Here is a 24188-nt window from a genome sequence, read left to right on the forward strand (position 1 = left end):
AGTTAATCCTCCGTATTCCTTTTTAATTCTTCTACCAGCATATCGCTGAACGCCTGAGAGGGAGCGACTTTGTGCCAATGCCCGGTGGTGTCGAATTCGGGATAGCGATAGCGCCAGCGGTCATATTCCTCCTGCGTGATTTCCCCGGCTTTGAGCATAGCGGCAGCCTGACGCCAAGCGCAGAGCATTTCATGCAGACGGGCAGCATCCTTGTTTTTACGAACGTCAACTTTCAAGCAGATTTCCCCATCTGCCTCGTCAATCTGGAGGCCATATCTGTCCTCCAGCGTAAACAGCGTGTGCATCAGGCCGGTGTAAGAATGCCTTTGAGATGTTGTACTGGTGCGGCATCCGGGATGGGGAACTGCTGGCGCTGACCCCGGCAGACTTCGATTTTGAGAAATGTACTGTGACCATCAACAAATCTTATCAGCGGCTTAAGGGCCGGGATGTCATCACAACACCCAAGACGGAAAAAAGCAATCGCACTATCAAAATGCCGCAGTTCCTCGCAGATGAAATGCAGGACTATTTGAAAATGCTCTATGATGTCGGGGACAATGACCGGATGTTCACCGTCACCAAAAGCTATCTTCACCGGGAGATGGACAGAGGAGCGAAAGATTCCGGTGTCAAGCGCATCCGAATCCATGACATTCGCCGTAGCGCAGTATCACTTCTGATTGACATGGGCTTTTCTGCTACGGCCATCGCAGACCGAGTGGGGCATGAGAGCATCGACATTACTTACAACTACGCACACCTGTTCCCATCCAAGCAGACAGAAATGGCGGACAAATTAAATATGGAAAGGGGCGCATGATTATGTCGTTGAAAAACACAGACAGAAAAAACCGTTGGCGCAACAAGACAGTAGCGTTCCGGGTGTCGCCGGAGGAGGACGCACAAATCGAGATCGCCGTGCAGCTTACCGGTCTCACCAAGCAAAATTATATCACCCGCAGGCTACTTTGTAAGGATGTGGTAGTGCAGGGTAACCCCAGAGTGTTCAAGGCGCTACGCAATCAGCTTGCCACCGTAATCGAACAGCTTCAGCGCATTGAAGCTGGGGCTGGTGTGGATGACGAGCTGCTGGACACCATCAACCTGATCGCAACCATCATGGGCGGGATGAAGGAGGACGATGCCTATGGTAACTGACGCAAAAGAAAAGACTGCCCTTGCAACATCTGTTGGCGCAGATGATCGGCAGTCAATTCAAACCTTATCTGTTTGTAGTATAAATGCCTTTGCGCCGGAAATCAAGGATAAGATTGAAAATTCTCCAACAGATTTTGAAGAACTGTGCCGCCAGCTGCACCGTTTTAACGACCCGGCATATCTGCATACAGTCTCCATGAACGAGCTGTATGAAACGGTATATCAAAGCAGGCCGTCCTTCATTGACGGTCTGCTCTACTCCGGCACCTATCTGTTTGTCGGAGCGCCCAAGGTGGGCAAGTCGTTCTTCATGGCGCAGCTTGCCTATCACATCAGCACCGGGCAAAAACTCTGGGATTATGATGTCCGCCAAGGCACAGTTTTATATCTGGCTCTGGAGGACGATTACCAGAGATTGCAGGAGCGGATGTCCCGTATGTTCGGTGTGGAGGGGACAGACAGCCTGCACTTCGCCGTATATGCAAAGCAGCTCGGCGCAGGACTGGACGAACAGCTTGAAAAGTTCATCCGGGAACATCTCGACACCCGGCTTATTATTATCGACACCTTGCAAAAAATCCGGGAGGTCAGCACCGATGCTTACAGCTACGCAAACGACTATGACATCATAGGCAGGATGAAGCAGTTTGCCGGCAAGAACGGCGTGTGCATTTTGCTGGTACATCATACAAGGAAACAACAGGTCGGAGACAAGTTTGAAATGATTTCCGGCACAACGGGATTGCTTGGCTGCGCCGATGGAGCATTTCTTTTGCAAAAGGAGAAGCGAACCGATCTGAGCGCTACCCTTGAAATTGTCGGCAGAGATCAGCCCGACCAGCGGTTGCACCTGATACGGGATGCCGAGAAGCTCACATGGCAGCTCGACCATGCGGAAACGGAACTTTGGAAGAAACCGCCTGACCCATTACTGGACAAAATCGCCGCTGTGATTACCGAAGATAACCCGGTGTGGAGCGGCAGTGCAACGGAGCTTGTGGGCCTGTTACAAGAAGATATACAGCCCAACATTTTGACCCGCAGGCTGAATGTTAAGGCAGGAGAATTGTTAAACGAGTATTAGATCGAATACGCCATGAAGCGTACCCGCAACGGCAGCTCCATCAGCTTAGCGAGAAAAGCTGTGTGACGATTGGTGACGGTTGTGACGATTAAAACGATGGCAGGGGCGGTATCAAAAATACCGTCACAATCGTCACAACCGTCACGGAAAGGATAGGATGGGAACGAATGAAAAATGTACAGATACCCTATGAGCTGTTCGTCAATCTGGTGCTTTATCACCTGAACGGCGAGGATGATTTTGACGAGGAAATCCGGCAGGGCTTGGAGCGAAAGCTGGATGCCATGCTGAACAGGCAGCTTTATTCGCAGTACAAAACAGCCCCTACGGAGGAACAACGGGAACGGGCAAGGCAGGAATATCTTGACCGCCGTGGAGTGCCGCAAAGCTACCGCTGGACTACTTCTCCTTGGGAGCTATGACAAGAGCGTGCCACGCTCCTGTGGATGGCGGACAAGACAAAGTATTGGCTGACACAAACCCCACCGCATCTCCCGTCCTCATCAAAAAACCGCAGATTTTGAGATGGATGTGGGCGGCAGAATTGGAGCAGGTTCGGTTGCGGAAAGGCTACCGGTCACGCCGGATTTTGAGGCTGTGGGTACCACCTACAAGCCGAAAAAAGCGGCAGAGGATGCCACAGCATCCGCATACCCCCTCGGAGAGCCCACGACACTTTGCAGCCGCAGGATGAAAGTGTCATAGTGGGTTATTACACTTCCGCACTACGCCCGCAGGCGTGTTTCGGAGTGCAACCGCCGCAGGCGGCACTTAACACGAAGATGAAGTGCCTCCCCGTGGCTTGCGATGTCCGTACAAACTTAAGAGGGAGGATTTTTGCCTATGGCAAGAGGCGATGGTGTCAATCGTACCAGCGCAAGAAATATGAGGCTTACAACAGCCAAAATTGGAAACGCTCAACAGCATAACGAGCGTGAAAAAGAATCGTATGTCAATCAGGATATTGTGCCAGAACGGTCACAACTCAATGTCCATTTCAAATCCCCGACCGATGATTACAGGAAGATGTTCGAGCAGATGGAGGCCGACGGGATTATCTCCACTCGCGGACTCAAAGAGGACGCTTTCAAATACGGTGAACTGATCTTTGACACCAACTCCGCTTACTTCTTCAACCACGGCGGGTATGATTTTGCAAAACAATTTTACCACGACGCCTACCAAGCTGCAATCAAAATCGTGGGCGGCGAACAGTACATTTTATCAGCAGTCATGCACGCCGATGAGCGCAACCGGGCCATGTCAGAGGCGCTGGGAGAGGATGTGTATCACTACCATCTCCATGTGGTCTATGTGCCGGTGGTGGAGAAGCAGATTCTCTGGACAAAGCGGTGCAAGGACAAATCGCTGGTGGGCAAGGTCAAGGAAACCATCATGCAAGTCAGCATGAGCAAGAAATGGCTATCCAAACCCGCCATTGATGAAGTGACCGGCGAGCCGGTTTTGACCGCCAGTGGCAAGCCAGTTCTCAAAAAATCATACAGCGTTCTGCAAGACGATTTCTTTCGGCACATGAAGAACGCTGGCTATGACGATGTGGAGCGTGGGGAGCGTGGCAGCTCCGAGGAGCATCTGACCGTGACGCAGTTTAAGGTGCAGCAGGAGCAGGAACGGCTTGCCAATTTCACTGAAAAGACAGAGCAAAAAGAGCAGGAGGCCGCTTCGCTTGAGAAGAAAATTGAGAAAATCCAAAAGCAGCAGATCGCCGTTCAGTCGGTGGAGCAAATTGAGGCAAAGCCTGTCCCGCTATCATCAAAGGTCATGTTGGAGCGGTCAGAGTATGAGACACTTGCAGCGGCGGCTAAAAAGTACATCACGCAGGAGAAGAAAACTTCCAAACTTCAAAAGGCACTGGATGCGGCGAACAGTTGATCTCTGAACTCAAAGCCAAAGTTGCGGCACTGACCAAGGAGCTGTCCGAGTACAAGTCCATCCGTAGCAAGCTCAACGCCGCCGAGATAGAGCAGGAAAACGAGGTGCTGCGAGGGAAAGTCCGCCGCTACGAGGCGGTAATCGAGAGAAATGGCTTGTGGCATTTGTTTGGCAGACACAGGGAAAAAGTGTCGGCGAGAGAAGATGTCCGCTAATCCCGTGTAGAGCTGGGAAAAACGCAAAATCTTAAACGTGAGAGTCCGAATAGAACAAGCGCATCATTTGGGCGCTCTCTATCAAAAATCAAGGCTACTTTTGCAGGTGATGAGCCGGAAAATATTTGTGAAAAAGCGGAGGTTTTATGAAAACAGGTCTTTCCAAGAAGCAGAAAGCAACCAACATCTATTTTAACGAGGCTGACGGCATGATTGAGGTCTGTACTTACAATACAGCGCTGAAAAACAGGCTGACGGTCTATGCGGCTAAATATCCGTCTGAGTGCAGGCTGATTGACAATGATGAGAACGGCTGCTTGACCTTTGAAATTAAAAAAGGACGCCTCAGTTTCAAACTGACTGCCCCATACAGCGAGAAACGTCGGAAAGCCGCAAGCGATCTAGCAAAACTGAACACAGATAATCTTAAAAGGAAATAATCTGGCAGATGCCGTCCGTGGGGAAAATCTCACGGGCGGCATTTTTCTACAAAAACAAGAGACATTCCAAAAAAGGCGCCTTTTTGTACTTGCTTTATTTCGCTTAAACGAATATAATAAAAAACGAGTTATTGTAGCTGTGCAGAGACGGGGTGAGGTGTGGCAAGTGAATGGATATATGACAGTGCAAGAAGCTGCTGAAAAATGGGGCATTACTTCACGCCAAGTTCAGATATTATGCAAAGCTAATCGGATTGTTGGAGCTACCCGTATGAGTCGCATTTGGATTATTCCCGAAAATGCAGAAAAGCCAACAAACGACAAAAGAAAGGCAGCTAATACCAATGATTAACTTAACTGAGTTACAAAGCCTTGTAGATCGTTTTGAAGCTAATATTGATTTTTACAAGGATACAAGAAATGCCTACAATGAGCATTCTTGCCGAATTGAATATATTGATCCTCTGTTAAAACTCTTGGGTTGGGATGTTGCAAACGAAAAAGGGTTGGCACCCCAATATCGAGAAGTTATTGCGGAGAATTATTCTACCCGAACGGATCGCCCTGACTATACCATTACGCTCAGGGGTGTGCCTAAATTCTTTGTAGAAGCAAAGAAGCCTGCGGTGGATATTACCAGAGTTGCAGATCCGGTAATCCAGACCAGAAAGTACGGCTGGAACGCAAAGCATCGTCTGGCTGTTCTCACAAATTTTGAATATCTGGCAATCTACGATACCTGCCATATTGCCCACAAAGATGATGGATGTGCTGTGGCAAGATACCGGCTGTATCATTACACCGAGTATGTAGAAAAGATTGAAGAAATTGTAGGATTGATTGCAAGAGACACCGTTTACTCTGGTGATTTTGACGCTTATTTGGACGCAAACTTCCCCGCAACAGGAGGACAAACCCAGCAGGTTGATACACTGTTTCTTTCTCAAATCAACGAATGGCGTGTGGCTCTTAGCAACGAACTGTATGCTCAGGGTGGCCGCTATGCGTCGTTGGAAGTGTTAAATGATGTTGTTCAGGAGTTTATTAACCAAATCGTTTTCCTGAGAATTTGTGAAGATAAAAATCTGCCGCTGTATCACAAGTTGAAGGACACCATTACAGATGCCGATCAACTGCAATCTAAACTGGAGGAATTGTTCCGATCTGCTGACCGACGCTACAATTCTGGAATGTTTTCCGGTGAAGACATTATTTTCGATCTTTCCTGCGAAGTTATTAAAGGTATGATTGAGGACTTGTATTATCCTCAGAGTCCTTATTTGTTTAATATTATCGAGCCGAATTTGCTTGGCAAGATTTATGAGATATTCTTAACTGAACAATTAGTGCTGCTCGAAAATAACACCATTGGCCTTGGTAAGAAGAAAGATTGCCAGAACAGATCTGTTGTTACGACACCCACGGAAATCGTCAAATATATGGTCGATAAAACGCTTTCCACGGTGTGTGAAGGAAAAACTCCTTCTGAGATTTTGAATATCAGTGTTGCTGATATTGCTTGTGGCTCTGGTATTTTCTTGGAAGAAGCATTTGCCTATTTGCAGGATTACTGCGTACAATGGTATATCAGCAACGAGCAGACAGATCATTTAATTGAGACGGGCATTGACTTGTATAAGCTGCCTCTTCAAGAGAAAAAAGACATTCTTTGTTCCTGTATTTACGGCATAGATATTGACATCTATGCCGTCGAAGTTGCTAAGTTCTCTTTGCTAATTAAGCTAATCGAAGATGAAACTGCACCTTCTGTGGCGAAAGTTGTTCCGATCCTTCCTGATTTGGGTGACAACATCCACTTTGGAAACTCCCTTGTCAGCCAGACTGAATTGAATGGAATTAGCGGTGCTAACCAGCAGATGATGGAAATCGCGCCGTTTGATTGGAATGCAATTAACAACGGATGCGGATTTGATGTAATTATCGGCAACCCTCCGTATGTGAATACCGAAGGAATGCACACACTGTTGCCGAGTGCAGAAGTAGAAGTCTATAAAAAGAAGTACAAGACATCGCATAAGCAATTTGACAAGTATTTTATTTTCATAGAGCAGGCGATCAATAAGATCAATGAAAATGGCTTGGTATGCTATATTGTTCCCAACAAATTCTTCAAAATTGGTGCTGGCGAGAAACTGCGTAATCTGATTGCAAAAGAACGTATGCTCATCAGTCTGGACGACTTCGGCGATGCGCAGTTGTTTGAGGACAAAACTATTTATAGCTCCATTATTTTGCTTTCCAAGGAAAAGCAGTCAACCTTTGTTTACAGTAGCGTCGATTCTGCTAACAAACTGTGGGCAGGAGAAGAAGTCAGCTCTATTGAGCTTAATTCTTCCGTATTGAACAAGCTACCATGGAGATTGACAACTGACTTTGAGTTTTTGACCATGCTCCAGAGACTGGACGAAGTGGCTGTCCCAATCACAAAGCACGCAGAAATTTTTAACGGAATTCAGACCAGTGCAGAAAGACCAACCCCTATTTATTGGTTCTCCTCAGATGAAATTGTGGCCGAATATGCCGATACTATTGAAATCAGCAGGGATGGCAATAATTACACTATTGAGAAAGCCTTACTTCGCCCTTATTTTAAGCCAACAAAAAAAGCAGAGAAGGGCCTGAATTCGTATAGTATTTTTGCAACTGACAAACAGATTATTTTCCCCTACGATAACAATGGACATCTAATCAGCATAGATGAGATGCAAAGCAGTTATCCAGAAACATATGCGTATCTCTTAGCTCATTATGATCGTTTGGTTCCTAAGTGTGTTTCCCCTGATGGGACTCGTGACGTTCCCAATGCTACCGCAGATACATGGTATCAGTATGGTCGAACGCAAGCCTTGACTGCATTTATTAACACGCCCAAATTGATAGTTGGCGTGTTGAGCAAAGAACCTATGTATGCGATGGATACAGACGATATTCTGATTGCGTCAGGCGGTACTGCTGGATATTGTGCAGTTAGTAAAAAAGATGGCAGCCCATATGCACTTGAATACATTCAGGCATGGCTGTCAAATCCCATTACAGAGCGAATCTTGGAGATCGTAGGCAGCGACTTTGAAGGCGGATTTACTGCTCGTGGTACATTTGTTCTCTCTACACTCCCCTTTGTTGAGTTGGATTTTGCCGTAGAGGAACAAAAAGCCATCCACGACAGAGTAGTAGCAGCAAGTCGAGAGATTTACGAAATCAACGATGCACTGTCCGGCCGTCCTGCAAAGCGTATTGCAAATCTGTTGCAGAGACAGAAAGAAGCACTTATCTCTGAGATTCAGGGATTGATTGATAGGGTATATAGACTCGATTATTAAGCGAGGTATTAACAATGAGACTCAAAAAGGATAGTTCAGAGCAGAAATTAAAAGGAGCGTATTATACACCATTGCAGCTTGCAGATGCTATGGTGGAGCTTTTTGCGTCTCAAAATATCTCTACCGTCTTGGAACCAAGTTGTGGTGATGGAGTATTTCTTGATGCGCTACAGAACCTTAATCTTCTAAATAGGGTAGAAAAGCTAACAGCTGTTGAAATCGAACCAGACGAAGCTGAAAAAGTTAGAGATCGATATTCTGAATTTGAGCAAATTGAAGTATGCACCGAAGACTTTTTTGACTTTTATAATCGTGTTCTTGGCAAGGAACAGTACGATTTGATTTTAGGTAATCCGCCTTATATTCGTTATCAATATCTGAAAGAAAGTCAGCGAAAAATGCAATCTCAGATTCTGACTTCTCATGGTATGAAAGCCAATAAGCTGATAAATGCGTGGGTTGCTTTTATCGTAGCCTGCGTACAGCTATTGTCCGAAAAAGGCAAAATAGCGTTTGTTGTTCCGGCTGAAATACTTCAAGTTGCGTATGCGGAGGATCTGCGCCTATATTTGGCCAATAATCTTGCGAAAATTACTCTTATCACATTTGAACAGCTTGTGTTTCCTGACATTGAGCAAGAAGTTGTTGTGTTTATTGGCGAGAAAGGCGAGGAAGAAAAGGGCATTCGCATTATTGAAATGAATGACCTTAGCGGTTTTGCTCAGTTGGATCTGTCTCAAAATGGATTCCAAAAGATGCAGCATGTCAAGGAAAAATGGACTAAGTATTTCGTAAATGCAGAGGAAATGGCGCTCATTCAGGAGCTTCGTGCAGATAAGCGTTTTGCCAAGTTCTCTGAATACGGCATAATCAATGTTGGAATAACCACAGGTAATAATAGCTACTTCTCCATTACGGAAGAAATATCTGAGCAATATCAGCTAAGCGAAGTAACACTTCCTTTGATTGGTAGAAGTTCCCATGCGCACGGAATATATTTCACGGCAGAAGATTGGGAGAACAACAAGGTTGCAGGAAAGCGTGCACGACTAATTAACTTCCCTGAGCTTCCGTATGATGAATATCCTGCCAAACATAAGGAGTACATTTCGCTCGGTGAAGCGAATGGTGAACACGAGGGCTATAAATGCTCCATCCGAGATAGATGGTATATTGTTCCTTCTGTGTGGGTACCGGATGCGTTTTTCTTAAGAAGAAATAATTTCTATCCTAAATTTGTACTGAATGAATGTGATGCAGTCTCCACAGATACTATGCACCGCATGAAGATTAACGATGGCATTGATCCACAGAATGTCCTTCTTGCCTACTATAACAGCATCTCCTTCGCTTTCACCGAGATTTGCGGACGGAGCTATGGTGGAGGTGTTCTTGAAATCTTACCCGGTGAGATGGGCAACATTCTACTTCCTAAAGCGGAAAGGATTGATCCTGAACTAAGGAACAAGTTGCTTGCACATATTGACGCTATAGTGCGCAATGATGAAGATATTGAACTTGCTCTGAATGTTGTTGACAAAGAGCTACTTGTAGATACATTAGGTATGAATCCTGAGATGTGCCGAAAATGCCGTGCTATCTGGAAGAAGATGCAACGGCGCAGATTAGGGAGAGGGTAATAAGTTAAGATAAGTAGGTGATTTTATGTATTTAAAAAGCGTACAAATGACAAACTTTAGAAAGTTCGGGATGGAATACAATACTGTAGAATTTGTTGATGCTGAAAGTTATGAAGCCCAATTAAAGGAAGATGGTAGGATTAATGTGGCACCAACAACCACTTTAATCGTAGGCAAAAACAATAGTGGAAAAAGCACAGTCATTCAAGCTTTAATAAAACTTATAAAATCTAATAAATTTATTTCCTCCGATTTTAATTTTCAGTATTTGAAACAATTATTGGCTTCGTATTCGTCTGATAAAGACAATACACCTTCTATTGATTTTAAAATCATCATAGGTATAGATAAGCACAATAAAGATTTAATCACTAATTTAATTCCTTTTTTTACTTTGGACAATGTGAAAAAAGGCGAGTTGGTCATATTTGCAAAGTATGAAGTTGTCGATAAAGTTTTGTTTGAAGATCACCTTAAGACGCTTGTTTTGCCGTTCGACGAAAGGACTCAACTAAAAAGAGTGTTGCAATTGATTGATAACGAGGAGTATTCTTTGAATTACTACAATTGCAATATGCAAAAGGTTGAGGGATTTAAATTAGGGAGTTTAATCGAAATCACACCAATTGCTGCAAACAATATCCATAGCGAACAGTGTTTATCGGAAGCATTCAATAAGATAGTAGAGTATAGATACGAAAAGGTAATTGATCCTACGAACCGAGAAACTATCCAAAATCAGATAAGTGAAATCAATAAAGCGTTAACTAAAACTGTAGACGATCAACACACCAGCTATATAAATGCTTCTCTTTCTAAAATTGTTTCCAAAGAAAAGCTACAAGTATTACTATCAGCCGATCTATCCTTCAAAAAGCTGATGAGCAACTTGATAAAATACGAATATGTCGAAAAAGGCATAAACATTCCAGAAAATCAATTTGGCTTAGGATACACAAATCTGATGATGATCCTTGCAAGCTTAATTGATTATATGGAGAAATATCCGGATACATCTTTCAACAGCAAGGTTAATTTGATAGCCATAGAAGAACCCGAAACATATATGCATCCCCAAATGCAAGAGGTTTTCATTAAAAACATTAATGAGTCTATTGCTACATTGTTTGAGGGTAAGCACAAGAATGTCAATAGTCAGCTAATTATTACTACGCATTCTGCCCACATAGTTAATAGTAAGATACATAGTGGAAACACATTCAACAGTATAAACTATATAACTATAAAAAACGGGTATTCCAAAGTAGTGATATTAGATGATGATAAAATTGTTGAAGACAATGCCACGAAAGAAGAAGACTTAAAATTCTTAAAAACCCATATAAAATTTAAAGTTTCAGAATTGTTTTTCTCAGATGCAATAATTATGGTGGAGGGCGTTTCTGAGTATTCCTTATTGCCGTATTATGTTGAACAAAAAAAGGAATTGAATAAATTCTATATATCGGTATTTAATATAAATGGTGCTCACGCTTTAGTATATACTAAACTTTTAAAGCTGTTGGACATACCCGTGTTAATTATAACCGACTTAGATATAAAGAGAACAAAGGGAGAAAAAGACAAATACAAGCAAATATCAACTCTTGCAAATCGAAAAACTACAAATCAAACTATTAAGACCTTTTATCATACAGATGATCTTAAGTCTATTCCAGAGTTTTTGAAAGACGATAATATTTATGTAGCATACCAAACCAAGGTAGGTCGATATTTTCCAACAAGTTTTGAAGAATCGTATATTCTAACAAATTATGACAATAGTCTATTGAATGCAATTTTGAAGAAATTGAAACCAAAATTGTTTAAAGAGAGAATAAAAACAGATGTCAAAAACAATCAGAAGAATTCTTATTGGTGGCAAGTAAAATTGAGTGAGGATAAAAGTCAATTTTCAAATAACGTACTATACAGCCTAATAGTTAGTGGTGAAAAAAGTCTTCCTGCTTTGCCAAAGTATATTTCGAAAGGATTGGAGTATATCGAAAAGTCTTTAAGCGAGGATGTGTAAAATGTTATCAATTATTTCGGAAAGAAACAAAAACATCGAAAATAATACCAACAAAAAGATCTTTGCTTGCATAGATGATGGTGCGAGTTTTATTTTCAATGCAGGAGCAGGTTCCGGTAAAACATATTCCTTAGTGGAAAGCTTGAAATACCTAATCTCAAAAAAAGGTGAATTCCTAAAATATCACAATCATAATGTAATTTGTATTACGTTTACTAATGTTGCGGCGGAAGAAATAAAACAACGATTAGGTAATTCCAGCTTAGCAATAGTTTCTACGATCCACGATAGAATGTGGGATATAATTCAACACCATCAGCCTCAGTTAGTTGAAATACATTTTAACAAGTTGAAAAACGAAATTGCTATAATAGAGGACGAAATATCAAATGATGGAAAATTTGTAAATTATCAAACACTATCAGAGGATAAAAAGAAAGTTTTCTTTGAGATTATGTTTGATAACAAGAATCTGTTTTATGGAGTATATAACAAACCCGCTGTAGAAATAAGGGTGAGTTTTTCAGAGAAATTGCGTGATTACCCTTCTTTACTACGTAATATTGAGAACTTCAAGAAAATTACTACATCTTTGTTTAAGCTTGATAATTATAAAAAATGCGTAGTAGCAATTAAGCAAAAACAGCGAAGATATGACACGGTTACTTATGATGCTCGATACAATAACGATGCATTACATAAAATGCGAATTAGCCACGACACTCTGCTGGAATATGCACGAGAAATAGTTTTAAAATACGATGCTTTAAAGCAAATAATTATTGATAAATATCCTTATGTTTTTGTTGATGAATATCAAGACACGAATCCGTATGTAATTGATATTTTATCTTCACTGGTTGAATATTCAAAAGAGATTAATCATCCTTTTTGCGTTGGGTATTTGGGGGATAGTGCGCAAAATATTTACGATGATGGTATAGGTGATGAAATTCAAGCTCAACTCAATGGATTTGTGGTAATAAACAAAAACTTCAATCGCCGTTCAGCCAAGGAAATTATAACTATTGCCAATAGAATTAGAAATGATGAAATCAAACAACGTTCTATTTTTAGTGATAGCGCAGGAGGTAGTATAAAGTTTTATCAAGGAACATTAGAAAATACAGATGCGTTTATGCAAAAATACAAGGAGCAATGGGGTATAAATAATAACAACAAATTGCATTGCTTTTTGTTAACCAATAGTACCGTCGCAGAATACAGTGGTTTTGGTGTCTTTTATAGTGCATTTAAAGAAGCAGACATTTATAAAGGTGGTAATTATGATGCATTAAACACCGAGTTGCTAAGCGACGATATAAAAAAATTAGGGAACGCTCAATTGATATACTATAAAATCATAGATATACATTCTAAGCTTCGTGATCCGCAAACACAAATCGCAGAGTTTTTGCCGATCGAACTGAAGCAAAAAATGAATTTAGGTGATCTTCGAGCATTTATATCAAATCTTAACCAAGCAACCGGAAGTACATTTGTTGAGTATTTAAATAGCCTTATTAATATAGCAAATCAAGATGTTTCAGGACATTGTACTACGTTTTTGAAATCTGTTTTAGATGTGGATAATTTATCATTAACTGATGTAAAACAAAAAATCGCAGGAATACTGTTTCCAAATGGAACGGAATCCCAAGAAGCTGCGGAGAAATTAGAAGTAATACTTAATCTTGAAGTATCAATATGCGAATCGTGGCATCGATTTATTAGAAGAGAAACTAACGGAGATGTGGTTTATCATACATATCACGGAACAAAAGGTTTGGAATTCGATAATGTAATTATCATTATGGGAAATGCTTTTGGTAGAGAGAGGAACTATTTCAAATTTTACTTTTCTCATTATCAATGTCAGAATTCCCTAAACGACGAAGAAAAGGAGAAAATGACAAAAGTCAAAAATCTTTTGTATGTGTCTCTTACACGAGCGATTAAGAATCTTCGTATTTTATATGTTGATGAAACCACGAATTTTAATCAGGGAATAAAAAATCTCTTCGGGGAGATTCATAGTATCTCAATGTAGATTGCCGTCATTTTCATGGCAACGCTATGACAACAAAAAATCAGATAGCCTATGCTACTGAATAATGAAAATAATCCAAATAATCTGAGCTAATTTCCATAAACAAAACTGTTTAGAAAACTTCTAACAGGAGCGAGTGGGAATGACTGTAATATGGCAAAATGATCGGACCCGCAAACATTCTGATACATTCAGATGTTTGCGGGTCCTTTTAAATGTCTTATTGACTTTTGCAGGTCTATATATTATAATGCACTTAGCGACCTGCAAAAGGAGGTGTCAAATGGCCGCAAAAAAAATGGGTCGTCCCACAGACAATCCCAAAGACATTACCATGAAAATACGCTTTGATAGAGATACATCTGAATTACTCACACTATGCAGTGAGCAGATGAACATATCGAGAGCGGAAGTGGTTCGGCGTGGTGTTCGCAAAATGTATGACGACCTAGAAAAAAAATGAAAGGAAGCGGCGCGTCCCTCGACAAAGTTACTCGCCACTTCCCATACGCAGCTACCACAAGGGCAGACCGCATAAATATTATACACTGTGCGGACCGTTCTTGCAAGGCACCTGTGAAGCCAAATTGAAAGGACGGATATAGATATGAACGAAAGCATTATCGATAGTTTATTTTATGGCGGGATCTGTGCGATCAGCCGCCGGGTTGAGCCTGACCCCCAGCGCACTTGCATCAATCGTAAGATCGAAGAAGAGCAGCGCTATTTTATCAGTAAAATGTCGGCGGATGATTGCCAGCGGTTTGAAGCTTTAAACAACCTCTATTCGCAAGCGAATACGCTGGAAGAGCGGGACTGCTTTGGATATGGTCTCAAGCTCGGCGTTATGCTGATGTGCGAGATCTTCGTGCAAGGCGGCGGACCGGAAATTTAGTAGGATTGAGCTCAAGCGATATTCCTAAGCAGTTCTTCGGCGGATATGCCGAAAAGCTTGGCCAGCGCAAGCAGATTTGACGTGCTGGGGTCCGATGTACCCATTTCCCATTTGGAAACGGCTTGCCTGCTCACCCCAATGGATTCCGCGACAAATTCCTGTGTCATTTTACATCTGGTCCGGTGTGCTTTTAAGGTTTCTCCCAAGGATCTCGCCACCGCCGCTTTTTCCTGCCGCACCTCTTTTGATCGGATGTACTTCAAGAGCGCGCATGTGATCAGGACCCCAAAACCGATGAAAACTCCAACCACAATGATACTGATCACGATCAGAATGAACGAAACTGTCATGATTTGATTTCTCCTCTCTTTATTTTGCAATAGTTTATCAAAAATGCGTGGTTGCATCCACCAATTTTTCCGCAATTTTCGGTTGCGTTTGTGTTGCGAGCGAGCTTTTTGAAAATATGGAGCGCAGCTACTTTCTATTTAATTGCGCAGCGTGTATAATGGATGTGGAATTGATCTTGGAACCAGAGCTGGTATGAACGCGCTGTTGCGGACGCCCGTCTGGGTGGGGGAGTGGAAAGCATGACTGCTGACAACCTGAGTGGACTTTTGGACGCACTGTCCGAAACCAGCGTGTATGTCATAGATGAGAATACCCGCGAACTGCTGTACTGTAACCGGCGCTGCCGGGATACCGGACGGGGCAGGGCGGTAATTGGCGCAAAGTGCTTCGACGTATGGCCGGAAAAATGCGCCAGCTGTCCGTTAGAGCAGATCGGATCGAAGCAGACGCACCACGTTGTCTGCTTCGATCCGATTCAGAAAACCACGGTGGATATCACGGCCAACCGCATTCAGTGGAACGATCAAACGCCTGCCGTCGTTGTGACTTCGACCCCGCACCGCTTGAATTTTGAAGAGGCGCAGGGCCCTCAAAAAATAGAGCGCATGTACGCCCAAAGTCTGGTAACTGTCTTTAACGAATGCATTATCGCCAACCTGACTGAGGATTACTATGTCAACTGCCAAAAGGACATGTTGTGGACGGACATTCCGGAACAAGGTAATTTTGGCGCGGAGAACAGGCGGTATGCGCAAAAAACGCTGCATCCGGACGATCTGCCGCTTTTTGAAGCGAACTTTTCAAGAGAGGCCATGCTGCGGCTGTTTGGAGAAGGCAAAAAACAGATCATAAAGCGCATGCGCCGTTTGGTGGACGGCGGCGTTTACCATATGGTGGAGTTCAGCGCCGCCAGAATCGAGCGCTTGGGAGAGGACGAGTGCTGGTGCGTTCTCATTTTTCGCGATATTCAGGAGGAATACCAGCTGGAACAGCAGCGCAATGTCGAGGTGAGCCAGCTTGCCACGGCGGCGCAGACAGCCTATCAGATGGTGATCGCGGTCAACTTAACGAAAAACACCTTTCATATGCTGGAATACGAGCGCGAACAGGTGCCAAAGCCCGGCGACGAAGGCGCTTTTCAGGATCTGATCGAGGCTGAATTGCGCACCGTCCATCCGGAATACCGGGATGAATTTAACAGCAGGTTTTCGCGCAACGCCCTGATCGATGCTTTTACTAACGGCGAGCGCATCGTTTCCATGCGGGTGCCTCATTTGGGGGAAAACGGGGAATATCGCTGGCATTTCACGCAGGTGGTACGGGTGGAAAGCCCCCATACCGATGATCTGATCGAGATCACGCTTTCGCGCAATATCGACGATGAACGCCGCATGCAGGAAGAAGCGCTGCAAAAGGAGCGCAAAGCCAAGCTTATTCTGGAGGACGCGCTGCAAAAGGCGGAAAACGCCAGTCAGGCCAAAAGCGACTTTCTCTCCAGAATGAGCCACGATATCCGCACCCCGTTAAACGCCATCATCGGCATGACCGAGCTGGCGCAGCTGCATCTGGGCGATACGGGAAAGCAGCGGGATTATCTGCAAAAGATCGCCGATTCCGGCGCGCATCTGCTTGGGCTGATCAACGATGTACTGGATGTAAGCAAGATAGAAAGCGGCGCGGTAGAGCTGACGCACGCTCCCTTTGATCTGCGCGATACCGTGCGGGAAGTGGTTTCCATGGTTCGTCTGGCAATGCAAGGCAAGGGCCAATCCCTTTCGGTACATGTAGATAAAACGCTTCATTCGCGCGTGATAGGCGACGCGACGCGGCTGAGCCAAGTGCTGGTCAATATTCTGGAAAACGCTTCAAAGTACACGGAAGCGGGCGGAACGATCTCGCTTTACGTGGATGAACTGAAAAAATGGGAAACAAAAGCCGGCACCTATCGCTTTGTGATAGAGGATACCGGCGTAGGAATGGAGCCTGCATACGTAGCGCATATTTTCGAGCCGTTCAGCCGTGCGGAGGATAGCCGGATCAGTAAGATTGCCGGCACCGGGCTTGGCATGACGATCGTCAAAAACATCGTTTCGCTGATGAACGGCGATATCAAGGTAGAGAGCGACTACGGAAAAGGATCGCGCTTTACCGTTACCCTGTGTTTGCCCCGGTGCGACGAAGTAGAGACGGCCCCCCTTACCGAAAGCAGCGCTAAAGAGGCGCTGTCCGCCAGCCTTCGTGTGCTTTTGGTGGAGGACAACGAGCTGAACCGCCAGATCGCCACCGAGATGCTGGAACTGCTCGGTGCGCGCGTGGAAACCGCGGAGGACGGTGCGCAGGCAATAAACGCGATCTGCTCGCATCCGCCGCTGTATTACGATATTGTTTTTATGGATGTGCAGATGCCGGTGCTGAACGGTTATGAAGCCACGCGGGCGATACGGCGCTCCGGCATGGAGCGGATCGACGAGCTGCCGATCATCGCCATGACGGCGGACGCTTTCGCCGAGGATGCGCAGCGGGCGCGCCTTTCCGGCATGAACGGGCACTTGGCAAAGCCGATCTCCATCGACCAGCTGAAAAACGCTTTGATAAGCTGTAGCCGGTGGAAAACCAACCACCAAAACGGCATTTCGTAACAGAAAAGGGACGCTGCAGCTTGAGCTGCAGCGTCCCTTTTCTGTTAGAGTGCGCGGCGGAGCAGCGCTTGTACGAATTGATTGGCAGGCTGTTTGCGGATGGCTTCGGGCGTATCATATTGCAGCGCTGCGCCACGGTCCATGACCAGCATGCGCGTGCCAAGACGCAGCGCTTCGTTGATATCATGGGTGACAAACAGGATGGTGATGCCGGTTTCCCGGTGGATACGGGCGATCTCATCCTGCAAGGAAGCGCGCGTGATCTCATCCACCGCGCCGAACGGCTCATCCATCAGCAGCAGGTCGGGGGAGGCGGCGAGCGAGCGCGCAATGCCGACGCGCTGCTGCTGTCCGCCGGAAAGCTGATCCGGATAGCGCTTGCGCAGCGAGTCGTCCAGACGGACGATGCCCATCCATTTCCGTACAGCCTCCGCCGTGCGCTGTTTGTCTCGTTTGTTCAGTAGGTTCGGCACGTAAGCGATGTTCTTTTCCACCGTCATATGGGGAAAGAGCACGCTGCCCTGTATGGCGTAGCCGATGCTTCGGCGCAGCTTGGTGATATCCGCGCGGCTGACGTTTTCGCCGCCCACATAAACCTCGCCGCCCGTTGGCTCGACCAAACCGTTTACCATTTTCAAAAGGGTCGTTTTGCCGCAGCCGGAGGAGCCGATGATCGTTATGAACTCTCCCTGCGGGATGGCAAGGCTGAAATTCTCAATGATTACCCGGTCGCCATAGGCCATACGGATATTTTTGTATTCGATCGCGTTCATGGTATCTCCTTTTCGGCCGGCTTACGCCATGAGCCCCTTTTGCTGCAAGAATGCCGCGGCCACCTCCTCAGGCGCTTTGCCCTCGGTCTCTACCTGATAATTCATTTTCGCCATCTCCGCGTCCGTGATCGACTGCGCGACCAGATCGAATACCTGCTGTAGCTCAGGATGCGCCTGCAAGACTTCGTCGCGCACGACAAAACCGCACATGTAGGAGGGATAAAGGTTCTTATCATCCTTTAGCACCACAAGATCGGAAGAGGCAAGCTGGCCGTCTGTCGTAAAGATATTCATCACATCGATTTTTTTCTGCCGAATCGCGTCGTATTTCAGACCGATGTCCAGATCCATCGTGTTATGGAACGATAGGCCGTAGGTCTCACAAAGAGCGTCATACCCGTCGTCGCGCTCGAAGAAGTCATATTCCGCGCCAAAGGTGAGCGAAGGCGCGGCGGCGGCAAGATCGGAATAGGTGTTCAGGCCGTATTGTTCGGCGGCGTCTTTTGTCACGGCGACGCCGAAGGTGTTGTTGAAGCCGAGCATGCCCGCCCAGCGCATGCCCATTTGCTGATAGCCCGCCTGCAGCTGCTCGAACATGCTTTCATCGTAGAGGCCGTCCTCCTTTAAAACGAAGTTCCAGCCGGTTCCGGTGTATTCGGGATAAAAATCAAAATCACCTTTTTCCATCGCGGGCTGAATGTTTGAGGTACCGCCGCCAACGCCTTCTGTCATTTCAACGGTAAGGTCGGTCTCCGCTTCGATCAGCGTCTTCATCATGCTGCCAAGGATATACTGCTCGGTCATGGGTTTGGTCGCCATGTGCAGCGTGTCTTCGCTCTTGCCGCAACCCGCAAGGGCGGAAATAAGCGCGGCCGCCGCCAGCGCCACAACGAGGGTCTTGTTTTTCTTCATGGGTTTCTCCTTTATCTCTGCGCCCTGTGGCGCTGCGTCAATTTTTCCAGCAGGCCGATCAGCGTATCCGCCAAAATGGCCAGCAGAGCGATCAGCAGGCTGCCCGCCAGCGTCATCGCCTTGTTGTTTGTCGTAATACCGCGATAAATGGCAACGCCAAGACCGCCCGCACCGATGAACGAGGCGATACCGGCCAGCGCGATCGTCATGACCGTCATATTGCGCACGCCTGCAAGGATCATGGGCATGGCCAGCGGCAGCTTTACTTTCCATAGGACCTGCGCGCGGGTGCCGCCCATGCCCGTTGCCGCCTCGACCAGCAGCGGTTCGACATTGGCAAGGCCCGTATAGGTATTCCGCACCATGGGCAGCAGTGCGTATATAGTCAACGCGATCACCGCGGTCGTATTCCCGATGCCGGACAGCGGGATTAAAAATCCCAAAAGGGAAATAGACGGTATGGTATAGATAAAGTTGATGACGCCCATCACGACCTTGGAACTTCTGCGGTACTCGCTGATCGCCACGCCGGTCAGCAGACCGTTCACAATCGCCAGCGCGATCGAAAGAAGGGAGAGCTGCAGGTGCTCCAACAGCAACCCCCAAAAGAAGTCTCCTCGCGATGAAAGCAGCTGGATCATTTCGTTAATCAAATTCGTTGCTCCTTTATTATACATGCGCTGGGACAAAGCTCCGCGCAGAGACCGCAGTGCAGGCAATGCGCTTGCTCAATACGGTAGGGAGAACCTGCCGCAATGCATTTTTGCGGGCAGGCTGCGGCGCATTTTCCGCAGCCGATACATGCTTCGGTAATGAAAAAGCCCTTGGGTTCCGCGCGGGCGCCGCCAAACGGAAACAGCGCGCGCTCAATCGGGGATACGCCGAGATCGAAAAACTCGACCTGACCCGCGCGGATACAGAAAGCCTCCAGCACATAGCGGCTATCGCCGGGATATACCTCGTTCATCGTAGGATTGGCCTTAAAAATGCGGTCTATCCAGCTAGTTTGCTCATCCAGCCGCTCCGCTATGCCGTTTAGCCGCACCATCTGATACTTTTCGTTCATGCCGGTCACGGCTACATGCCCGTCCTGCATCAGCTCCCGATAAAACGCCTTGCCGCGCGCGGTGCAAAAATAAAGGGCTTGCTGTTCCGCCAGCATTACGTCGATCATGCGCACCTGCGGCAGGCCGTTTTCGTCCACGGTCGCAAAGGCCGCGTCCCGTATGCTGCGCAGCATGGCGAGGCAGTTTTGTGCATTCATAGGTATCCTTCCTTTTTTTGCATGAATCGTGATATGTTCATTGTAGCCGTCTTGTTGCGTTTTGGCAAGTACGCACTTTTTTGTAGCATGGTATCGCCCGGGTAACCATCGATTTGTAAATTTTTCTTGACGCTTCTTGACTTTAGCTGGGAAACATGGTTAGATAGTAATAATTTATGAAAAGAAGAGGCGTAAAACCTTGAATTTAGATCGGAATAACGTAAAGAAAATCCTAGGGTTGATCGCATTCGCCGTGCTGCTGTATGTCGGCCTGCAAAATACCAAGCTGGTCGGTTCGGTTTTGCGGTATGTGCTCGGCCTGCTCACGCCGTTTTTGATCGGCGGCTGTATCGCGTTTATCCTGAACGTGCCCCTGCGTTTTTTTGAAAAGAACCTATTTACCGGGCCCAAGGCCACAAAAAATAAAAGGCTGATCAAAATGAAGCGCGTGTGCAGCATCGTGCTGACGCTTCTGGTCGTGATCGGCGTAATCGCGATTGTGCTGTTCATGGTGCTGCCCGAGCTGTACAACTCCATCGCCGCGATCGGCAAGGAGCTTACCGCAGCCCGCGCCCGCGTGCCGGAATGGCTCGATCAGATCGGTCAGGCCGTGCCCATGTTTGAAAAGGAGATCGCCTCGCTCAAAATCAGCTGGCAGGAGATCGACTGGAAGGGGATCGGCACCATGCTCGTCGATTTCCTGCGCAATTCCAGCTTCCTGAGCGACACGTTCAACTTCGCCAGCTCGGCGCTCAGCGGCGTGGCAAACGCTTTCATCGGCCTGATCTTCGCCATCTATATTTTGATGCAGAAGGAAAATCTGGGCCGCCAGTTCCGCCGCTTGTTTTATTCCTTTTTCCCGGAAAAGCACGTCGACCGCTTTTTGGAGGTCTGCCACCTGACGAGCAGTTCGTTCAGCAGCTTTTTATCCGGCCAGTGTTTGGAAGCGTTTATTCTCGGCCTGATGTTCTTTATCGCCATGTCGATATTCAGTATGCCGTACGCGCTCATGGTCGCCGTGCTGATCGGCGTGACCGCGCTTATTCCGATTTTCGGCGCGTTCATCGGCTGCTTTGTCGGCGTACTGCTTATCTTTATCATCAGCCCGATCCAGTCGCTGTGGTTTTTGGTCCTGTTTCTGGTGCTGCAGCAGGTGGAGGGCAACTTTATCTATCCGCGCGTGGTCGGCGGTTCGGTCGGCCTGCCGTCTATTTGGGTGCTTGCCGCGGTCACGCTCGGCGCGAGTATGGCCGGTATCATTGGTATGCTGTTTTCCATTCCGCTCTTTTCCGTCATTTACACGCTGCTGCGGGAAACCGTGCGCCAGCGTGTACGGGAACGGCATATCGCGCCCGGTAAAATTAAATAACAGGCGATGATTCGCAGCCGCTCTCCGTTGTTTCCAGATCGGGGGCGGCTGCAATTTTGAATAAACTATAAAATTTTGTATAGGGGCTTGATTTTTCCTGTTTGTGAGCTTATCATAATAACGTTAGCACTCCTTTGCTTAGAGTGCTAACACCAAAAGACGTTGGCGCTTGCGCAAGCAGAGTGCTAATAAAAAACATAGAGGTGGATTTTGTCATGGCGAAAAAACAATTCAAGGCGGAATCGAAGCGCCTGCTCGATCTGATGATCAATTCGATCTACACGCACAAAGAGATTTTTCTGCGCGAGTTGATCTCCAACGCTTCGGACGCGACCGATAAGCTGTATTACAACGCGATGAAGGAAGGGCAGACCGGTATTACGCGCGAGACCCTGCCGATCGAGCTGACGCTCGACAAGGAAAACCGCCGTTTTGTGATCGAGGATCACGGCTGCGGTATGACAGCGGAGGAGATGGAGGCCAACCTCGGCACGATCGCCCGCTCAGGATCGCTGGCATTCAAACAGGAAAACACCGACCAGACCGATATCGATATCATCGGCCAGTTCGGCGTGGGCTTTTACGCGGCGTTTATGGTGGCAAGCCATGTTGAAGTCGTATCCCGCGCCATGGGAAGCGAAGAGGCCAACTGCTGGCAATCCGACGGGGCGGCGGGCTATACGATCGCGCCGTGCGAAAAGGCCGAAAACGGCACCCGTATCACGCTGACCATTAAGGAAAATACCGAAAACGAAAACTACGATGAGTTTTTAGAGCCGTACCGCATCCAGTCGCTTGTCAAGAAATACTCGGATTATATCCGCTACCCGATCCGCATGGACATGGTCAAGAGCCGCATGAAGGAAAAGCCGGCCGACGCGCCCGAGGATTACACGCCCGAGTGGGAGGAGTACACCGAAAACGAGACCCTCAATTCCATGGTGCCGATCTGGAAGAAATCCAAAAAGGAACTAAAGGACGAGGATTATAACGATTTTTACACCTCCAAGTTTTACGATTACCAGCCGCCGCTGCGCCATATCCATATGAACACCGAGGGCGCGGTCACTTACACCGCCATGTTGTTCATTCCGTCCCACGCGCCAATGGATTATTACACCAAGGACTTTGAGAAGGGCTTGCAGCTTTACTCCAACGGCGTGCTCATCATGGACAAATGCGCCGATCTTCTGCCCGACCATTTCAGCTTTGTGCGCGGCATGGTGGACACGGCGGATCTGTCGCTGAACATCTCCCGCGAAATGCTCCAGCACGACCGTCATCTCAAGGCGATCGCGCAGAGCATCGAAAAAAAGATCAAAAACGAGCTTTTGAAGATCATGACCGACAGCCGCGAGGACTACGAGAAGTTTTGGAACGCCTTTGGGCGTCAGCTGAAGTACGGCGCCTATGTCCAGTACGGCGCGCATAAGGATCTGCTTATGGATCTGCTGCTGTACCATTCCTCCACCGAGAATAAGATGGTCTCGCTCGATGAGTATATCTCCCGCATGAAAGAGGAGCAGAAGTATATTTATTACGCCTGCGGCGAAACGGTCGAAAAGATCAAGCTGCTGCCCGCGATGGAAACGCTTGCCGACAAGGGCATCGAAGTGCTCTGCTTGCACCATGATATCGATGAATTTTGCATCAAGATGATGGCAAGCTATAAGGAGAAGGAATTTAAGTCCATCACCGACGCGGATCTGGGCCTTGAGAGCGAGGACGAGAAGGAAGAGATCAAAAAGCTTTCCGAGGAAAACGCGCCGCTGCTCACCAAGCTCAGTGAAACGCTGACCGGCAAGGTGAAAAAGGTAGAACTGACCGGCCGGCTCAAGAGCCACCCGTGCTGCCTGCGCGCCGAAGGCCCGGTCACGCTGGAAATGGAAAAGGTACTCAACCAGCAGGCCATGGACGACAGCCAGCGCGTACATGCCGAACGCGTGCTGGAACTGAACGCCGAGCACCCGATCTTTAAAAAGCTGTGCGACTTGCAGCAGCAGGGCTCGGATGAGATAAACGCCTATGCCGATATCCTGTACACACAGGCGCTGCTGATCGAGGGCATGCCGGTGGATGATCCGGTGGCCTACGCGAACGCGGTCTGCGCGCTGCTCGCCAAGTAACAA

At 46.8% G+C, this 24188-nt stretch carries 21 protein-coding genes and 2 pseudogenes; 17 read left to right on the plus strand and 6 right to left on the minus strand.

Annotation, left to right across the window (positions count from 1 at the left end):
* Positions 1 to 2 precede the first annotated feature (2 nt).
* Entirely contained in the window at positions 3 to 236 is a 234-nt protein-coding gene (locus RWV98_RS09575; protein WP_442872112.1) for a hypothetical protein, read from the minus strand.
* Between the two features lie 86 nt (positions 237 to 322).
* Between RWV98_RS09575 and RWV98_RS09580 the strand changes: the two are divergent.
* From RWV98_RS09580 to RWV98_RS09645, 14 genes and pseudogenes are all read left to right on the plus strand, one after another.
* Positions 323 to 823 (plus strand): annotated as a pseudogene (locus RWV98_RS09580) (site-specific integrase); the annotation flags it as partial.
* Between the two features lie 2 nt (positions 824 to 825).
* Positions 826 to 1161: a plasmid mobilization protein gene (locus tag RWV98_RS09585; RefSeq protein ID WP_317865513.1), complete on the plus strand. Its 336-nt coding sequence runs from the start codon at positions 826 to 828 to the stop codon at positions 1159 to 1161.
* On the plus strand, positions 1151 to 2245 hold the full coding sequence (locus RWV98_RS09590; RefSeq protein WP_317865515.1) for an AAA family ATPase: 1095 nt from the start codon (positions 1151 to 1153) through the stop codon (positions 2243 to 2245). Before RWV98_RS09585 ends, RWV98_RS09590 begins: the two co-directional genes overlap by 11 nt.
* Before the next feature lie 167 nt (positions 2246 to 2412).
* Positions 2413 to 2667: a complexin-2 gene (locus tag RWV98_RS09595; protein WP_317865517.1), complete on the plus strand. Its 255-nt coding sequence runs from the start codon at positions 2413 to 2415 to the stop codon at positions 2665 to 2667.
* A 421-nt stretch (positions 2668 to 3088) separates the two neighbouring features.
* Positions 3089 to 3890: pseudogene (locus tag RWV98_RS09600) on the plus strand (plasmid recombination protein); the annotation flags it as partial.
* A gap of 244 nt (positions 3891 to 4134) precedes the next feature.
* Complete coding sequence (locus RWV98_RS09605; protein WP_317865521.1) at positions 4135 to 4353, plus strand: hypothetical protein; 219 nt, start codon at positions 4135 to 4137, stop codon at positions 4351 to 4353.
* 146 nt (positions 4354 to 4499) lie between these two features.
* The gene (locus RWV98_RS09610) at positions 4500 to 4793 is read left to right on the plus strand and encodes a hypothetical protein (RefSeq protein WP_317865523.1); all 294 of its coding nucleotides are present in this window, start codon (positions 4500 to 4502) and stop codon (positions 4791 to 4793) included.
* A gap of 166 nt (positions 4794 to 4959) precedes the next feature.
* Positions 4960 to 5145: a DNA-binding protein gene (locus RWV98_RS09615; RefSeq protein WP_442872113.1), complete on the plus strand. Its 186-nt coding sequence runs from the start codon at positions 4960 to 4962 to the stop codon at positions 5143 to 5145.
* The gene (locus RWV98_RS09620) at positions 5138 to 8134 is read left to right on the plus strand and encodes an Eco57I restriction-modification methylase domain-containing protein (protein ID WP_317865525.1); all 2997 of its coding nucleotides are present in this window, start codon (positions 5138 to 5140) and stop codon (positions 8132 to 8134) included. The genes RWV98_RS09615 and RWV98_RS09620 overlap by 8 nt, the downstream gene beginning before the upstream one ends.
* A 14-nt stretch (positions 8135 to 8148) precedes the next feature.
* On the plus strand, positions 8149 to 9774 hold the full coding sequence (locus tag RWV98_RS09625) for a class I SAM-dependent methyltransferase (protein WP_317865527.1): 1626 nt from the start codon (positions 8149 to 8151) through the stop codon (positions 9772 to 9774).
* Between the two features lie 25 nt (positions 9775 to 9799).
* Positions 9800 to 11806, plus strand: a complete 2007-nt coding sequence (locus RWV98_RS09630; RefSeq protein WP_317865529.1) for an ATP-dependent nuclease — start codon at positions 9800 to 9802, stop codon at positions 11804 to 11806.
* A gap of 1 nt (position 11807) precedes the next feature.
* Positions 11808 to 13856 carry an ATP-dependent helicase gene (locus tag RWV98_RS09635; RefSeq protein WP_317865531.1) on the plus strand — a complete coding sequence of 683 codons (2049 nt, stop codon included), beginning with the start codon at positions 11808 to 11810 and terminating at the stop codon, positions 13854 to 13856.
* Between the two features lie 283 nt (positions 13857 to 14139).
* On the plus strand, positions 14140 to 14319 hold the full coding sequence (locus RWV98_RS09640) for a CopG family transcriptional regulator (RefSeq protein WP_280960547.1): 180 nt from the start codon (positions 14140 to 14142) through the stop codon (positions 14317 to 14319).
* Positions 14320 to 14463: 144 nt separating this feature from the next.
* A complete protein-coding gene (locus RWV98_RS09645) occupies positions 14464 to 14751 on the plus strand; it encodes a DUF6809 family protein (RefSeq protein ID WP_317865533.1) in 288 nt (95 codons plus the stop codon).
* 11 nt (positions 14752 to 14762) lie between these two features.
* Here the strand turns inward: RWV98_RS09645 and RWV98_RS09650 are convergent, their stop codons facing one another.
* Positions 14763 to 15101 (minus strand): helix-turn-helix transcriptional regulator, encoded by a 339-nt coding sequence (locus RWV98_RS09650; protein WP_280960649.1) that lies wholly within the window; start codon positions 15099 to 15101, stop codon positions 14763 to 14765.
* Between the two features lie 240 nt (positions 15102 to 15341).
* On the opposite strand from RWV98_RS09650, the gene RWV98_RS09655 reads away from it, so the two are divergent.
* Entirely contained in the window at positions 15342 to 17741 is a 2400-nt protein-coding gene (locus RWV98_RS09655) for an ATP-binding protein (protein WP_317865536.1), read from the plus strand.
* A 44-nt stretch (positions 17742 to 17785) separates the two neighbouring features.
* On the opposite strand, the gene RWV98_RS09660 is transcribed toward RWV98_RS09655, so the two are convergent.
* The 4 genes from RWV98_RS09660 to RWV98_RS09675 are packed head-to-tail and all read right to left on the minus strand — an operon-like array spanning position 17786 to position 20690.
* Positions 17786 to 18514, minus strand: a complete 729-nt coding sequence (locus tag RWV98_RS09660) for an ABC transporter ATP-binding protein (protein ID WP_317865538.1) — start codon at positions 18512 to 18514, stop codon at positions 17786 to 17788.
* Positions 18515 to 18535: 21 nt separating this feature from the next.
* Positions 18536 to 19426, minus strand: coding sequence for a glycine betaine ABC transporter substrate-binding protein (locus RWV98_RS09665; RefSeq protein ID WP_317865540.1), 891 nt, complete (start codon positions 19424 to 19426; stop codon positions 18536 to 18538).
* 11 nt (positions 19427 to 19437) lie between these two features.
* Positions 19438 to 20079 (minus strand): ABC transporter permease, encoded by a 642-nt coding sequence (locus RWV98_RS09670; RefSeq protein ID WP_317865542.1) that lies wholly within the window; start codon positions 20077 to 20079, stop codon positions 19438 to 19440.
* The gene (locus RWV98_RS09675; protein WP_317865544.1) at positions 20076 to 20690 is read right to left on the minus strand and encodes a pyridoxamine 5'-phosphate oxidase family protein; all 615 of its coding nucleotides are present in this window, start codon (positions 20688 to 20690) and stop codon (positions 20076 to 20078) included. Before RWV98_RS09675 ends, RWV98_RS09670 begins: the two co-directional genes overlap by 4 nt.
* 199 nt (positions 20691 to 20889) lie before the next feature.
* Here RWV98_RS09675 and RWV98_RS09680 point away from each other — a divergent pair, with 199 nt between their 5' ends.
* Both RWV98_RS09680 and htpG read left to right on the plus strand, forming a co-directional pair.
* The gene (locus tag RWV98_RS09680; protein WP_280960552.1) at positions 20890 to 22059 is read left to right on the plus strand and encodes an AI-2E family transporter; all 1170 of its coding nucleotides are present in this window, start codon (positions 20890 to 20892) and stop codon (positions 22057 to 22059) included.
* Positions 22060 to 22274: 215 nt separating this feature from the next.
* Complete coding sequence (htpG, locus tag RWV98_RS09685; protein WP_317865546.1) at positions 22275 to 24185, plus strand: molecular chaperone HtpG; 1911 nt, start codon at positions 22275 to 22277, stop codon at positions 24183 to 24185.
* The last annotated feature ends 3 nt before the right edge of the window (positions 24186 to 24188 follow it).

The sequence above is a fragment of the Agathobaculum sp. NTUH-O15-33 genome (assembly GCF_033193315.1).
GTDB classification, from domain to species: domain Bacteria; phylum Bacillota; class Clostridia; order Oscillospirales; family Butyricicoccaceae; genus Agathobaculum; species Agathobaculum faecihominis_A.

Bases quoted from the DNA above. Each gene is read 5' to 3' on its own strand.
- RWV98_RS09630 (WP_317865529.1), top strand. From the start codon at position 9,800: ATGTATTTAAAAAGCGTACAAATGACAAACTTTAGAAAGTTCGGGATG.
- RWV98_RS09660 (WP_317865538.1), bottom strand. From the start codon at position 18,514: ATGAACGCGATCGAATACAAAAATATCCGTATGGCCTATGGCGACCGG.
- RWV98_RS09625 (WP_317865527.1), top strand. From the start codon at position 8,149: ATGAGACTCAAAAAGGATAGTTCAGAGCAGAAATTAAAAGGAGCGTAT.
- RWV98_RS09635 (WP_317865531.1), top strand. From the start codon at position 11,808: ATGTTATCAATTATTTCGGAAAGAAACAAAAACATCGAAAATAATACC.
- RWV98_RS09610 (WP_317865523.1), top strand. From the start codon at position 4,500: ATGAAAACAGGTCTTTCCAAGAAGCAGAAAGCAACCAACATCTATTTT.
- RWV98_RS09645 (WP_317865533.1), top strand. From the start codon at position 14,464: ATGAACGAAAGCATTATCGATAGTTTATTTTATGGCGGGATCTGTGCG.
- RWV98_RS09665 (WP_317865540.1), bottom strand. From the start codon at position 19,426: ATGAAGAAAAACAAGACCCTCGTTGTGGCGCTGGCGGCGGCCGCGCTT.
- RWV98_RS09620 (WP_317865525.1), top strand. From the start codon at position 5,138: ATGATTAACTTAACTGAGTTACAAAGCCTTGTAGATCGTTTTGAAGCT.
- RWV98_RS09595 (WP_317865517.1), top strand. From the start codon at position 2,413: ATGAAAAATGTACAGATACCCTATGAGCTGTTCGTCAATCTGGTGCTT.
- htpG (WP_317865546.1), top strand. From the start codon at position 22,275: ATGGCGAAAAAACAATTCAAGGCGGAATCGAAGCGCCTGCTCGATCTG.
- RWV98_RS09640 (WP_280960547.1), top strand. From the start codon at position 14,140: ATGGCCGCAAAAAAAATGGGTCGTCCCACAGACAATCCCAAAGACATT.
- RWV98_RS09650 (WP_280960649.1), bottom strand. From the start codon at position 15,101: ATGACAGTTTCGTTCATTCTGATCGTGATCAGTATCATTGTGGTTGGA.
- RWV98_RS09590 (WP_317865515.1), top strand. From the start codon at position 1,151: ATGGTAACTGACGCAAAAGAAAAGACTGCCCTTGCAACATCTGTTGGC.
- RWV98_RS09675 (WP_317865544.1), bottom strand. From the start codon at position 20,690: ATGAATGCACAAAACTGCCTCGCCATGCTGCGCAGCATACGGGACGCG.
- RWV98_RS09655 (WP_317865536.1), top strand. From the start codon at position 15,342: ATGACTGCTGACAACCTGAGTGGACTTTTGGACGCACTGTCCGAAACC.
- RWV98_RS09585 (WP_317865513.1), top strand. From the start codon at position 826: ATGTCGTTGAAAAACACAGACAGAAAAAACCGTTGGCGCAACAAGACA.